Raw genomic sequence first — 14,895 nt, forward strand, 5'->3', positions numbered from 1 at the left:
AGCCTACCTTTTTAAATACTCCAAAATCATAAATTAGAAGTCTTCGCCCGCAACCCAGGGTTTTCAGGTGGCCCCCAAGTATTAAATTCGTGCACCATGCCTGCAACCCGTATTGATGTTTCCCGCTTCCTGGAACTCTCCGCTGAACTGCCCGTATTTGATGTACGGTCGGAAGGTGAATTTGCACATGCCCATTTCCCGGGAGCGCATTCCCTGCCCTTATTCAACAACGAGGAACGCAGCGTCATCGGCACGGCTTACAAGCAGGAGAGCCAGCAAAAAGCCATTAAAATTGGCCTGCAATATTTCGGTCCCCGTATGGTGAGCATGGTGGAAGCCGTAGAGCGCCAACTCGAGGGCCGACAGCGTAAAGCTGTAATGGTATACTGCTGGCGGGGCGGCATGCGCAGTGGAGGCGTGGCCTGGCTGCTCGACCTCTATGGTTTTGAAGTGTACACCCTTATAGGCGGTTATAAGGCTTTCCGCACCTGGAGCATCCGCCAGATGAGCCGCGAATATCCACTTCAACTGGTAGGCGGTTATACGGGAAGCGGCAAAACCGAGGTGCTTGCCGAACTCCGGCGCAAGGGTGAAGCCGTTGTGGACCTCGAGGCACTGGCATCACACAAGGGCTCTGCTTTTGGCAACATCGGCATGACCAACCAGCCCAGCCAGGAAATGTTTGAAAATATGCTGGGCTTAGCCCTTTGGCAAGCCGAAACAAAGGCAACAGCCAGCAATAAAGGCATTTGGGTGGAGGATGAAAGCCAGCGCATTGGATCCGTCAATATTCCAACGCCGCTTTACCAGTTTATGCTAGGCCGGCCGGTATACTTCCTGGAAATCCCGTTTGAAGAGCGGGTGCGCCACCTGGAACGCGGGTACGGCAAGGCCGACCGCGAAAAGCTGGTAAACGCCATCCTGCGCATCCAGAAGAGGTTGGGCGGACTGGAAACCAAGAACGCCATCAACCACATCATTGAAGGCAATATTGCCGCAGGCTTCGCCATATTACTGCGTTACTACGATAAGTTTTACCGAAAATCTTTGGAGCTAAAGGCGGATATGGCCAGCCAGGTCATTCCCATTTGCTGCGAGCAGGTAGATGCCCGGTCCAATGCCCTGCAGATTCTTTCCCAACAAACAAAACAGGAACATGCCCGAACAATATAATCTTACCCAGTATTCGCACGGCGGCGGTTGTGGTTGCAAAATAGCCCCCGGCGTGCTGGAAGAAATTCTCCAGTCGCAGTTTGCTTTTCCCGATAATAAGAACCTGCTGGTGGGCAACCACAGCAAGGACGATGCAGCCGTATACGACCTGGGCAATGGCACGGCGGTGATCAGCACCACCGACTTTTTTATGCCCATTGTAAACGATGCTTTCGACTTTGGCCGTATTGCCTCTGCAAACGCCATCAGCGATGTATATGCCATGGGCGGCCGCCCCATTATGGCCATTGCGGTGCTGGGCTGGCCGGTTAATACCATTCCTCCATCGGTTGCCAAACAGGTGATTGAAGGAAGCAGGGCTATTTGCCAGGAGGCCGGTATCCCGCTGGCCGGTGGCCACAGCATCGATGCGCCTGAGCCCATCTTCGGGCTGGCGGTCACCGGTATCGTGGATATCAAAAATCTGAAACAAAACAATACCGCACAGGCAGGGGATTACCTTTTCCTTACCAAAAAGCTGGGTGCAGGTGTACTGGCCACGGCGCAAAAGCGCGGGCTGATCAGCGATGCGCATTTTGAGCAGCTGGTAAACCAGTTGGCACGCCTCAACAACATTGGCGAACAACTGGGCGCATTAGAAGGGGTACACGCCATGACCGATGTAACAGGTTTTGGCCTGCTGGGTCACCTTTCGGAAATGGCCGGTGGGAGTGGCCTCAGTGCACAATTGCACTACAGCCAGGTGCAGCAGCTGGATGGCCTGGCGCAATACCTGGACCAGAAAGTAGTTCCGGGCGCCACTGCCCGCAACTGGGCCAATGTGCAGCCGAAAGTGGGTATTGCAGAAAACCTGACCGATCCTCACCTGGTGAATATCCTCAACGACCCGCAAACCAATGGCGGCCTGCTGGTGGCTGTGGCTCCGGACGCAGTAGCGGCGGTGCAGGCTTTGCTGCGTGCTAATGGTTGTAGTGCTTTTACTAACCCAATTGGCCGGATGAAGGAGCAGGGAGCCTTGCTGATCGAAGTAGGCAAATGATCTGATCAATATTCAAATAAATAGGCAGGGTACTAATTTTTTAGGGCCCTGCTTTTTTTTGGGCCCTATCCCGACTATTTGAATCAACAGCCAGGTAGGGCAGTTATACGCTTTACAACCATAAAGCATATTTATTTTAATAATTATTAAAAAATGATCAGGTGTATTCTTTTGGGGGTCAAAACGCTTATTGTTAAGTGGTTTTAATTGCTTGCCGATAAGGGTTTTTTCTGTTTGTTTGTGGGCTGCAAGTCGGTATTTGGATGGTAAAAGACTTGCATATTGATCAGCTAATGGTTACATTAACCATTGAATTTTTACTACACCGCTTCACCTGATGCGGGTTTTCCTCCCTTTTGGGCTTTCCTATATCCACCCCGATGACCGTACCTGCCAACCTGCGAAGAATGCTTTAAACCGCTCTGCTCAGCTGACATGCACCCTTGTCCTGCTGGCTGTGCTTTTTGAAGCTTCAATGAGGAAACCAAACCTAATTTTTTATCGGTAAGCCCTTCTTAACCTTAATGAAAAAACAAACCCAGGTCCCATCCACAAAATCCGGCATAGCCAATTCACAGTTGGCTACGGCAAGCCCTTTGGCACTGGAGCCAAAGGCAAAAGCGGCGGACAAGCAGATCCTGGGTGCAGCCCCTGTGGGCTACCGCCAGCGGCTCCTGCTCCGGAGCCTGGTATTGGCAGGTATGGCCGCACTGTTGCTGCTCTGCTACTGGCTGTTCGACCGGCGTTATGCTGGATTTACACCTTTATACTTTTTGCTACTTATATCTATTGGGTATAAAATTCTGAAGGTACTTTTTGAATGGTATCACTATTGGAACCTTCGCCATCCTGCTCCACCTCCGCCTTTGCGCCGGCAATGGACAGTGGATATGTTTACCACGGCCATGCCTGGCGAGCCATTTCAGTTGATTGAAGATACTTTGAAGGCCATGGTGGCCGTGCGCTACCCCCACACTACCTACCTCTGCGACGAAGGCAACGATCCGCAACTAAAAGCTTTGTGCGATTCTTTGGGCGTGCGGCACATGACCAGGGAGATTAAAGTGGATGCCAAAGCGGGTAATATCAACAATGCGCTGCGTAGTGCTACCGGTGATATCTGTGTTATTTTGGACCCTGATCACCGGCCGGTTCCCCAGCTGCTGGACGAGACCCTGCCTTATTTCGAAGATTTCCAGATTGGCTTTGTACAATCGGTACAGGGGTATAAAAATGCAGGTGAAAGCCCCGTGGCACGTGGTGCCGCCGAGCAAACCTATACCTTCTACGGTCCCCTGATGATGGGTATGGGCAGCTATGGCACAGCCCAGGCTATTGGCGCCAACTGTGTTTTCAGGCGTGCGGCCCTCGATTCTATCGGCGGGCATGCACCAGGCCTTTCCGAGGACATGCACACGGCTATGCGGCTACACGCAAAGGGCTGGAAGTCGGTATATGTGCCCAAGATCCTCACCCGCGGTTTGGTACCTTCCAATATCAGTGCTTACTACAAGCAACAGCTGAAATGGTCGCGGGGTACTTTTGATTTATTGTTTTGGGTCCTGCCCAAAATTTTTGGCGGCCTTACATGGCGACAGAAATTGCATTACAGCCTTATTCCCCTGCATTTTGCCGCAGGCATAATCGCACTGATTGATATCATTATTCCACTTGCGGCCTTGCTCACCGGCGAGTCGCCCCTGCTGCTCGAGTTTTCCAGGGCTTACCTGTTCCTGCTCCCGTTTTTTGTGCTGGTACTGCTCACCCGGCAGTATGCGCAAAACTGGTTGATGGAGCCAGCGGAACGGGGCCTTCACCTTACCGGTGGGGTATTGCTTTTTGGTACCTGGTGGGTGCACCTGGTAGGCTTTATCTATACCCTGCTTGGTATCAAAGTGCCTTATATTCCGACGCCAAAGGACGATGAATACAGCAACCATTTTAAAGTAGGTCTGCCCAACCTCCTGGTTGTGCTGGCTAGCGGGATCATCATTGCTTTTTGTTTGCACTACGATTCCAATCCATACAACCTGGTGATGGCGGGCTATGCAGCCCTGAACATGGTGCTCCTGTTTTATGTTGTGCTGGCCGGGCTCGACGGTTGGCGTATGGCGCTGGCTGCAGGCCTGTACACCCGCAGGTGGTGGGCTGCCACTGTTCAAAAGGCCGGTAAGAGCTGGCAAGGTTTTGCGGCTTCCCTGTTTGGCCTTTTGAGCCGCCGGGCACCACAAATGGCCTTTGTTTCCATAGCCGTATTCCTGTTGCTGGGTTGGCAGGCAGCCAACAGGGCCGAAAAGCAAATCAACCCCGATTTCAAAGCAACGGGTGGCTTTTACCTGGGCTTGCCTTTCAACCCTGCCGATCAGTACCAGGCAGCCGGGCTGGGGAGCAAGCAGGCGGGTAGCCTTCCACAAACCAATGTTCTTGCCCTGCCTTGGAGCTGGGACCAGAAGCAAACGCCCCAATCATTCATAACGGCGGTAAATGATATTGCCCGCAAGGGCGCCATCCCGCTGGTAACCTGGCTGCCGGTGCATTTTGCCGTAACGGCACATCCTGCAGAGGGCATTTTTACAGCCATAGCCCGTGGGCGGTATGATGGTTTTATCCGCAGCTATGCAAAAGAAATCAGGGAGCTGCATTATCCTGTGTTCCTGAATTTTGCCCCCGAAAGTGATAACCCTGCTGTGCCCTGGACCCTGAGCAGGCAAAATCCCTTGAAACAGTACCTGGCAGCCATGCGCCGGGTAAAAGATCTGTTCAATGCCGAAGGCGCCAATAATGTAAGCTGGATATGGACGCTCTGGCATCCCAATAACGCCACCATCATGTATCCCGGCGCCGATTTCGTAGACTGGGTAGGGATCAATCTGCGGGGAGAAAGGGCACCCCTGACAAAAACCTATGCCGCTTTTCACAAAAAGCTCCACCTGTACCGCAGGCCTGTGATGCTGATGAATGTGCCGGTGCAGGACGATGCAATGGGAGCAGAGTGGATGGACGATGCGGCCGGCACCATCAAAAACCAGTACCGGGAAATTCGTGGGTTGGTTCTGGGCAGTGATGCAATGCAGGCCAGGGAATCCGCCATCCAAATAAAAAACTCCGGCCAGCAGGCTTCCGGTTTCAAAGCCGCATTGGGGCATTTGCCCCGGCTGGCCATGCCTGAAGGAATGCCAACTGCTGCCAATGCTCCTGTTTCCACCACCAGGCTACATAAAACTGCGAAGGGTTTTCAGCTAATGGTAGGAGGTAAGCCATTTTACATAAAAGGAGTGGCCTACAACCTCGAGCACAGCTGGCGCGACGGTTATGCACCCCTGAACCGTAAAAAGCTTGAAGCCGATTTCAAGGCCATAAAAGCCATGGGCGCCAATACCATCCGGCGATATGCACCATCCCTGTACGACCGCAACATTCTGGCTGTGGCCCGTGAGCAGCAACTGAAGGTGATGTATGGGTTTTGGTTTGATCCGAAAAACGATTACCACAAGGACAGGGCTCAGGTGGCAAAATACCTGCGGGAGGTAACCACAGCGGTTAGGCATCTGAAAGATGACTCCACCATCATTGCATGGAACATCGGCAACGAAACCAGCGGTATCCTCAAGGATTTCTACGCCCAGCCTTACCTCACCCAGGTGCGCAGGGGTTATATGGAAATGATTGAAGAACTGACCAGGGCCATACATGCCATTGATCCGGTACGGCCTGTAATTTCTTCGCTGGAACACACCGATCAACTGCCCGGTGAGCTGTACAATTTCAACCGCTACACGCCATCGCTGGATGCGATGGGCATCAACTCCTATTATACGGAGCAGATTGGCAGGCTGCACGGGTTGGTACACCAATTCTATCCCCATAAGCCCTATGTGGTTACGGAGTTTGGCCCTGCTGGATATTGGAGCCCTCGTTATACCCGGTACGACCGCTACTTCAACCCCATTGAAGACAGTGATAAGCGTAAGGCCGAACTGTATATGGAAGAGTGGCAAAAGGATGTGCAGGACCATGCAGGGTGCAACCTTGGAGGCGTTGCCTACTGCTGGCAGGACCGTTATGAAGGTAGTGCCACCTGGTTTGGTATTACCAGCAGCGATGGAAAGAAAAAGCTGGTATACAGCGCCTTACAGCATGTATGGGCCGGTACAGCCAAACCCCAGTTGCCGCATTTATTCATTGCGGGGCCAACCTTTCAGGTAAAGCCAGGCGGGGCCTACCAGTTTACAGTTGTACATAAAGACAGTAGCCTGGGCAGGTATTCCTGGAAATTGCTGCGCGATGATTACCTGGAAGAAGCGGGTAAAATATACCCTTCGGACAGGCCCGACAGGGTATGGGTTTTCCTGCCGGCGGCAGGAGCCCGGTTCCGGCTGTACGTGGTTGCCGAAACAAAGGATGGGAAGGAAGTGTCTGCCAGCTTCCCCATCAATTTGTATCAGGGTGTTTTGAACTCGGGTCTTTAAAATAAGGTCATGAAATTTTTATTATTAGGACTAGCCCTGGTGTTGGCTGTTTTGGGGATCAGCCTGGTGTGGAATCCTTTTGCTGCCACACCTCACCGCGACACATCGGCCGCCAGGGTGCACATACAGAAAGAGCAGGAAGGATACCGCATTATCCGCAATGGCAATCCTTATGATATCAAGGGCGCTGCCGTAACGGATACCAGCATGCTGCGCAGGGTAAAGGAAAACGGGGGCAACTCCGTGCGGGTGTACGATGTGCAGAACGCACAGGCCTGGCTCGATGCTGCAGCACACTACGGCCTGTCGGTTATTCTTGCCCTGCCCATCAAACAGCAGGGTAATGGAATAGATTATGGCAACGATGCCGCGGTTCAGGCACAGCGTGCGCTGGTAAGGAATACCATATTGCGTTACCGGCATCATCCGGCCTTGCTGATGTGGGTGGTTGGAAACGAACCCACCATTTTTGTGGAACCGGAGTACAGCAATTTTTTTCTTTTGCGTAAGGTGCTGAAGGCTGTCGACGAAATAGCGGTTTTGGTGCATCAGCTCGACCAGGACCACCCTGCTGTATTGGTACACGCCGGTTTTTTTCCAAAACTGCTGAAGCTGACCGGCATTTTTTGCCCTAACATAGACCTGATCTGTTTCAACTCTTTTTCTGCCGTTGCGGGCTTTATAAAAAAGCTGGAATCTGCAGGCTGGGACAAGCCATTCTTTTTTGCGGAGTTTGGATCGCGGGGTTACTGGTCGTGGAAGGAAACCGACTGGCTGAGCCGGCTGGAGCCCACCAGTTTTGAAAAAGCCCGCTACCTGCAATCGCAATTTCAAAGCCTGGCACAGGCTACCCGCAACAAAAAATGCCTGGGTGGGTATGTTTTTTTATGGGGTATCAAAAATGAATACACCCCTACGGCATTTAGTTTGTTTGCACCCGGCCGGGAGCCGGCAGCAACCGAACTGGTGGATGTTTGCCGTAAGGCCTGGCTGGGAGCCGGTTCTGAATGTGCCGCACCCAGCATTGCCTATTTAAACCTGGACGGTAAAAAAGACGAGGAAAACGTTTACCTCCTGCCGGGGGCAACGGCGAGGGTAGGCCTGGCCTGGGTGGGCAGGCCATCGGGTACGCTCCGGGTGCGCTGGGAGTTGCACGAGGAAAGGGGCGAGTACCTGCTTTCGAGCTATAAAGATCAAAAGCAGGAACTAATCCGCTCCGATAGTTTTGCTATTATGCATGAGTCTAGCCCGATAGTTGCAACCAGTAACCAAAGCAGTGGTGAGCAGTTGTTTGACTTGCAGGTTCCAACAAAGCCGGGGCCCTACCGCTTGTATGTATATGTGGCAAACGACTGTCAGAAGGTAGCAACGGCAAACGCATGTTTTTTTGTACAGCCAGATTAAACCAATACAAAATTGTCTGGTCCGTGTTTGCGAATCTTTGTTTAGAGCCCGGATGATACCTGTTGTCTCTATACATTTTTACCAGATTTGGCACATATGCCCTAAGTTTACGGCCCATTATCCTACGCCTGAAAAATACTGCCGAGCGAAACCGGCATCCATACATCCTGCTAAAGAAAACACCCGTAGCCTGCTCCATTGATGCAGGCTGCAAACCAAGGAATTTTCATCTCTTAATCATGAATAACACTTACATCAGATTCTCAACAAGGCGTATTTGGACTATCGGCCTGGCCGGTGCCCTGGTATTAACCGCATGTCAGAAAGGTACTTCTGGCGATGATCCCGAACCCAATCCTACCCCCACGCCCACTCCAACAGGTGAAAAAACAGAACCAGTAGCCGGTTCCGGTACTGCCGGTTCCGCAGATGGTCCATTGGCTACAGCCCAGTTCAGTCAGCCCAAAGGCATTGTGCTGGATGCCGCCGGTAACATGTTTGTTGCCGACTGGGGCAACGAGCGCATCCGTAAAGTGTCTGTCGATGGCCAGGTAACCAACCTTGCCGGAAGCACCAAGGGCTTCATCGATGGAAAGGGCGCCGCAGCTAAGTTCAACGAACCCAGCGATGTAGCAGTAGATGGACAGGGTAATGTGTATGTAGCCGACATCAATAACAACGCGGTGCGCAAAATTGCCCCCGATGGTACCGTATCAACTTTTGCCGGTGCAGCCACCCAGGGATATGCTGATGGTACCGGTACTGCTGCCCGCTTCAATAATCCCCGGGGTGTAGCTGTTGATGCACAGGGCAATGTGTATGTGGCCGATATGACCAATAACTGTATCCGCAAGATCACCCCCGCAGGTGTGGTGAGCACTTTTGCAGGGGCTAAAACTGCCGGTTATGCCGATGGTACCGGTACTGCAGCCCGCTTTACCAATCCCCGCGACCTTACTGTAGATGGTCAGGGTAATATTTACGTTGTAGATTCTGACAACAATGGCATCCGCAAGATCACGCCTGCAGGCGTGGTTACCACCATTGCCGGTGGCAGTGGTGCCGGTTTTTCCGATGGTGCCGGTGCTACAGCTAAGTTCAACGAACCCAAGGGTATTGTTGCCGCTGCTGACGGAACCCTCTATATTGCCGATACTGAAAACAACCGCATCCGCCGCGTTTCCACCACCGGTGTGGTGACCACCCTTGCCGGTGACGGTACGGCCGGTTATGCCGAAGGAGCTACCACCACGGCCCGTTTCAATGCCCCCAGGGGTATTGCCCTGGATGCCAGTGGTAAAGTGCTCTACATCGTAGACCAGGACAATAACCGCATCCGCAAAATTGCACTGAAGTAATCAGCAGTGATTGCCGCATAAAAGAATAGCCCATACCGGATGGTATGGGCTATTCTTTTATAAAGTGCTATTCTTTAAAAAATGGCTGCCAGCAGGCGGTAAACGCCATATATCAGCAGGCCAATGACAAGGGCCAGAACAATTAATACCGGCAGGATTACTTTCCAGGCGCCTCCGCGGTGCCGGCCTTCGGCATAGTGTTCCTCCATCAACCGGAGGTTGCGGGTATTGGCTTTGAAAGCAAAGTCGAACAGGTCGCCGATAAGCGGTATGGACCCGATAAGGGTATCCAGCAGGATATTCAGGGTCATGCGGGCCAGCACAAAACCACTGGCGCCATTCTGTGCCATGATCATCAGCATATAACCCGATACGGCAAAAGTGCCCAGGTCGCCCACACCCGGAATCAAACCCAGGATGCCATCCAGCCCAAAACGGAACTGGGTACCCGGGATGCTGAACTGGGCATCCATGAGCTTGGCAAGGCGCCGCACCTTACCCAAACCCGGGTGCTTGGTGCTGGTATAGTTATAGGCGGGGCGGCCGCCGCGGTATGCAAGACTGTTTTCCACAATATTCGTTTAGCGAGTTAAGGCAAACATCGTGCAAGACCATTTTGCCCTGCAAGCAGGGCTGTATGTTTTTTGCAGCAAAATAAATGGGCTTGCCTGCCCGGTTAAGGCTGCCTTCCCTTAACTTAAACCCATGAAGCTTGCACCTACCAAACCTGTTTTGATGGCTGCCCTCCTTTGTTGCAGCATCCTGCTCAGCGGTTTTCAAGGTTCCGACAAAGGCTGGATACGCCTGTTCAATGGCAAAAACCTGGACGGCTGGATCGCGAAGATCAACCACCATGATGTGGGCGTCAATTTTGGCAATACTTTCCGTGCCGAAGACGGCATCATCAAAGTGCGCTACGATCAGTACGACGACTTCAACAACCAGTTTGGCCACCTGTATTTCAAACAACCTTTTTCGCACTACCACCTGAAGATGGAATACCGTTTTGTGGGCGAGCTGCAAAAGGGTGCACCTTCCTATACCATCCGCAACAGCGGTGTGATGCTCCATGCCCTGGACCCACGCACCATGCTCCGCGACCAGGACTGGCCTATTTCGGTGGAGATGCAGTTCCTGGGCGGGTTGGGTGATGGCAAGCCGCGCCCAACGGGCAATATGTGTTCGCCCGGTACCGAAATCATGTACGAAGGAAAGGTATACCCCGGTCATTGCCTCAACTCTACCTCCAAAACCTATGAAGGCGACCAGTGGGTACGTGCCGAGGTTATTGTGCTGGGCGACTCCCTGATTACCCACATCATCAATGGCGATACTGTGTTGCGCTATTCCAAACCCCATATTGGCGGCGGCGTTGCCAATGGTTTCGACCCCCGCCTGAAGATCGATGGCAAACCCCTGCGCGAAGGGTATATCGGTTTGCAAAGCGAAGGGCAGCCGGTGGATTTCCGCAATATTGAGTTGATGGAATTGCCCGGTGGTAAAAACAAATGAACACGCCAAGGCAGCCCATTTGCGCCAAAACAAAAGCCCGGCTCCTGGAGCCGGGCTTTTGTTTTATCCTTTCTTTTTGGTACTTGCTTTCTTTCCCTTTGTTTTCGTTTTTACGCTTTCCTTGTCCGCACGCTTATTTCCCTTTTTTGCGTCTTTCTCTTTTTGCTTTTCAATGCGGAAGTTTTCCCGCATCACTTTCCAGTAGTCGTTGCCATAACCCACGAAAATTTCGCCGCCTGCGGGTATGTCGCGTTTGGCTTCAATAAAAACGCGGTTTTCCTCGTCCTGTACATAATAACAGTTGTTGGTGATGCCCTTGATGCGGGTAAAACCGCGGGCATCGTTGGCATAACGGGCAAAGGTTTTGAGCGCCTTGCGGGCATCTATTACATGGTCTTCGGTAACGGTAAAGAGGTAGGCATTATCGTGATCGTCTTCCACTTCCTTCCAGGTAGTGATGCGGCCTTTGTACTCCACGATGCGGGTGCCGGCAGGAATAAAAGTTTTGGTAAACAGGCCCTGGCCGGCATTGGGCAGGGTAGAGGTTTTTACCACGAGAAATTTTTCCAGATAAGCCATAGGCAGCGAAGAAAAGAAAGAAAGATGAGATATGGGATTTCGGATGTCAGATTTCGGATTCAGGTTACACCTAAAAGGCCTTTAAGAACTGTTAGGTGTAACACTCTTTAAACCCGCAACCTGCTTAACTTAGCTCAATACATGGTAAGCGCCTGGTTCCATTGCCACTGGTGAACATGCCGCCCGCATTTCAATAACTATTTACTTTCCCTTGTAATACTCACTCCGGTCGCTCAGCACCTTGGTCCACTGGCGGTGGTGGCTTTGCTGCCATTTGAAGTCGCCCTGTACGCTCCAGTCGGCGCTTTCCAGTTGCCGGCCCACAAAAGCCCGCACTTCGGGGTGTACAAACAGCGGGTGCTGAAAATACCAGTGCAGGTCCTTGGTCAGCATTTGCCAAAAGGCCGCAAAGGAAGCATAGGCCGTGGTGAATACCCTCGTTTCATCGCGGTCTTCATCATGGGTGCTGTGCTGCCACGAAAAGGAGCCGTTGGGTAGCCGGTACAAACTGCCGCCGCTTTCTCCCTTGCTGATATCGAAGTACAGTTCCTGTTGCATGGTGTAAAGGTGTTACATATTGGGAATGGATGTTGTGCCTGTAAAAAAAGTTTAAGCTGTAAAGGTTGTTTTGGTGTTCTGCTAACCTTTATTAACATGCCAAATCCTCCGTTAGGTGTTAGCTGCATGAAGCTTGCTGTAACTTGGCGGCCCCAACCCTTAATCTTAAGCAGAAGGATATGATGTATCGTTTTTTGATAGGCATGGTGATGACGGTGTGTTGTTTACCGGCCCTCGCCCAGGAAGAAATAGAACCCCCTGCCGAGTTGCAGGGCGGCAGGCCGCAACAAACAAGAACCGGAATTATCGGTAAGGTGGTAGACAGCCGCAACCGCAAGGGTGTGGAAGGCGTAACCGTTCAGTTGTATGCCCAGATAAAAGACAGTACCGGCAGCAGCCGACTGACGGCTGTAGGTACACAGGTGTCGAAGGCCAATGGTGATTTCAACTTCACCACCCTACCCCAGGCCGATTCTTTCCAGGTATTGATGTCGGGGGTAAATTTTGAACCCTTCGAGCAGTGGGTAGTGGCCGGCCGCCAGCCCCTTACCGACCTGGGCAACCTGGTGCTGAGCCCTTCCGTGCAAACCCTGCAATCGGTAGTGGTAACGGCACAACGCTCCGCCCTGCAGATGGGGGTGGACCGCAGGGTGTTCAGCGCCGACCGCAGCCTTACCGCAGCCGGCGGCACCGCGGTGGACCTGATGAAGAATATCCCTTCCATTACCGTGGATGTGGATGGCAATATTTCGATGCGCAATGCAGCGCCCCAGATATTTGTAGATGGCCGGCCCACCATCCTTACCCTCGACCAGATACCGGCCGATAATATCGAAAGGGTAGAGCTGATCACCAACCCTTCGGCCAAGTTTGATGCTTCTACCAGCGGCGGTATCGTCAACATTATTTTAAAGAAAAACAAAAGGGTGGGCATGAACGGCATCCTGTCGGCAGGTATCGGCGCACCCGATATCCGCACCGGCAGTATCAACCTGAACATCCGCCAGGGCAAATTCAACTTCTTTGCCGTGGGCTCCCTGTTCCAGGGTGGTGGTATTGCCCGGGGCGAATCGCGCCGGCAAAACCTGAATGAGGGGCTCGTTACTTCTTATTTCAACCAAAATTCGCAAAATGACCGGTTGCGGCGCTTTGGCAATATCCGCGTTGGCGCCGATTTTTTCCTCGACAACCGCAATACCATTTCGCTGACGCAAAGTGCGGTGAATGGCAATTTCAGCAACACCCAGCGCCAGGACCAGGAGTTCTTGGATGAAGTAAAATTGCTGGAGCGCACCGGCAACCGCCTGCTGACCAGCAGGAGCAATTTCCGCAGGTACAATACCCAGCTCAACTACGTACACAAGTTCCCGCAGGCAGGCCGCGAACTGTCGGCTAACGTGAATTACAACTATGGCAATGGCGGCGATAATACCTTTATCGACAACCTGTTTTTCAACCCCAACGGCACGCCCACCAATGCCTCGGCCCGGCTGCACAATACCGGCAGCAACAGCAACGACCAGCTGACCTTTCAGGTGGACTACGAAACCACGCAGGGCGAAAACGGCAAACTGGAAACCGGTGTGCGCAGTTTTATCAATAACCAGCAAAGCATTTTCAACTCCTTTTCGGTGAATAACGGGTTGGAAATAAAGCTGCCCCTGAGCAACAATTACAAGTATCGCGAACTGATCAATGCGGCCTATATCACCTATACCAACAAAATAGGCAGCATCGGCTACCAGGCGGGCCTGCGTGCCGAGCACTCGCAGTTTGACGGCGAGCTGGTAGACAGTGCCCGTAAATTTGGCTATACCCTGCCTACGCAGTTGCGCAATATTTTTGACGGCCTGTTTCCCAGCTTGTACCTCACCAGGGAAGTGGGCGAGGGGCAGCAGTTGCAACTCAACTACTCGCGCCGCATCCGCCGTCCCGATTTCTGGAACCTCAATCCTTTTGTTGACATCAACGACCCGCTCAACATCAGCCAGGGCAACCCGCAACTGCGGCCCGAGTTTACCAATAGCCTGGAGTTCAACTACAGCACGGATTATAAAGGCGGCAACTTCCTGGGATCGGTTTACCTGCGCAACACTCAGGGCGATATTACCCGCTACAGCGATACGCTCAGCAAGGTGCAGTTTGCACAGTTGAACAATAGCGCCATCGACAGCAATGCCATCCTCAACACTTTTGTCAATGCCGATCATACCAACCGGCTGGGAGCGGAGTTTACCCTCCAGCAGAAATTTGGTACCCGCTTCGACCTTACACCCACGGTCAACTTTCAGTACCGTGCCGTTCGGGGCAGGGTAGGAGCACTTGTGCTCGACAACGAAGGCTTTAACTGGGAAGCAAAACTGATTGCCAACTACCGCGCAGAGCCCGCCAACAAATCTTCCATCTTCACCGACTTCAGCGTGCAAGCCATCGGCGAGTACGAGTCAAGGGAGGTGGTGCCACAGGGTGTGCGCATTCCCAACTATAGCGTGGACCTTGCCCTGCGCAAAGATTTCCTGAAAAACAAAAAAGCCACCGTCACCTTCAGCGTACAGGATCTGTTCAACCACCTGCGTTTTGGTTCGGAGTTGCAAACGGCAACTTTTTACCAGGAGTCCTGGAGCCGCCGCAATGTGCGCTCTTTCCGCCTGGTGTTTACTTACAAGTTCGGCGATCCCAACTTTGCCTTCGGCAAACGCAATGGAGATAGAGACCGGGATAATGAAGACTAGTAAAGTCAGTAAAGACGGGAAAGACGGGAAAGACGGGAAAGACGGGAAAGACGGGAAAGACGGGAAAGACG

The 14,895-nt window shown here is 52.5% G+C and carries 10 protein-coding genes; 7 read left to right on the forward strand and 3 right to left on the reverse strand.

Going from position 1 to position 14,895, the window contains the following annotated elements; genetic code table 11:
• The first annotated feature begins 96 nt into the window (after positions 1 to 96).
• The 5 genes from mnmH to BUE76_RS06455 all read left to right on the forward strand — a co-directional run bounded on the left by mnmH (position 97) and on the right by BUE76_RS06455 (position 9,443).
• The gene (mnmH, locus tag BUE76_RS06435) at positions 97 to 1,173 is read left to right on the forward strand and encodes a tRNA 2-selenouridine(34) synthase MnmH (protein ID WP_073040710.1); all 1,077 of its coding nucleotides are present in this window, start codon (positions 97 to 99) and stop codon (positions 1,171 to 1,173) included.
• Positions 1,157 to 2,212 carry a selenide, water dikinase SelD gene (gene selD / locus BUE76_RS06440; protein WP_073040709.1) on the forward strand — a complete coding sequence of 352 codons (1,056 nt, stop codon included), beginning with the start codon at positions 1,157 to 1,159 and terminating at the stop codon, positions 2,210 to 2,212. The genes mnmH and selD overlap by 17 nt, the downstream gene beginning before the upstream one ends.
• 524 nt (positions 2,213 to 2,736) lie before the next feature.
• Positions 2,737 to 6,681, forward strand: coding sequence for a glycosyltransferase (locus BUE76_RS06445; RefSeq protein WP_083596380.1), 3,945 nt, complete (start codon positions 2,737 to 2,739; stop codon positions 6,679 to 6,681).
• 9 nt (positions 6,682 to 6,690) lie between these two features.
• Positions 6,691 to 8,085: a glycoside hydrolase family 2 TIM barrel-domain containing protein gene (locus tag BUE76_RS06450; RefSeq protein ID WP_073040707.1), complete on the forward strand. Its 1,395-nt coding sequence runs from the start codon at positions 6,691 to 6,693 to the stop codon at positions 8,083 to 8,085.
• Between the two features lie 239 nt (positions 8,086 to 8,324).
• Positions 8,325 to 9,443 (forward strand): NHL repeat-containing protein, encoded by a 1,119-nt coding sequence (locus BUE76_RS06455; RefSeq protein WP_083596379.1) that lies wholly within the window; start codon positions 8,325 to 8,327, stop codon positions 9,441 to 9,443.
• Between the two features lie 74 nt (positions 9,444 to 9,517).
• Here the strand turns inward: BUE76_RS06455 and BUE76_RS06460 are convergent, their stop codons facing one another.
• Positions 9,518 to 10,015, reverse strand: coding sequence for a DUF4112 domain-containing protein (locus BUE76_RS06460; protein WP_216820635.1), 498 nt, complete (start codon positions 10,013 to 10,015; stop codon positions 9,518 to 9,520).
• Positions 10,016 to 10,148: 133 nt separating this feature from the next.
• Between BUE76_RS06460 and BUE76_RS06465 the strand changes: the two genes are divergently transcribed.
• Positions 10,149 to 10,955 carry a 3-keto-disaccharide hydrolase gene (locus tag BUE76_RS06465; RefSeq protein ID WP_083596378.1) on the forward strand — a complete coding sequence of 269 codons (807 nt, stop codon included), beginning with the start codon at positions 10,149 to 10,151 and terminating at the stop codon, positions 10,953 to 10,955.
• A 63-nt stretch (positions 10,956 to 11,018) separates the two neighbouring features.
• Here BUE76_RS06465 and BUE76_RS06470 read toward each other — a convergent pair whose 3' ends face one another.
• Both BUE76_RS06470 and BUE76_RS06475 read right to left on the reverse strand, forming a co-directional pair.
• Entirely contained in the window at positions 11,019 to 11,534 is a 516-nt protein-coding gene (locus BUE76_RS06470; protein WP_073040705.1) for an SET domain-containing protein, read from the reverse strand.
• 201 nt (positions 11,535 to 11,735) lie between these two features.
• Positions 11,736 to 12,092, reverse strand: coding sequence for a hypothetical protein (locus BUE76_RS06475; RefSeq protein ID WP_073040703.1), 357 nt, complete (start codon positions 12,090 to 12,092; stop codon positions 11,736 to 11,738).
• A gap of 179 nt (positions 12,093 to 12,271) precedes the next feature.
• Here BUE76_RS06475 and BUE76_RS06480 point away from each other — a divergent pair, with 179 nt between their 5' ends.
• Positions 12,272 to 14,824: an outer membrane beta-barrel family protein gene (locus BUE76_RS06480; protein ID WP_073040700.1), complete on the forward strand. Its 2,553-nt coding sequence runs from the start codon at positions 12,272 to 12,274 to the stop codon at positions 14,822 to 14,824.
• The last annotated feature ends 71 nt before the right edge of the window (positions 14,825 to 14,895 follow it).

Origin of the sequence: Cnuella takakiae, from assembly GCF_001953305.1 — a bacterium.
In the GTDB taxonomy this organism is placed as follows: Bacteria; Bacteroidota; Bacteroidia; order Chitinophagales; family Chitinophagaceae; genus Flavisolibacter; species Flavisolibacter takakiae.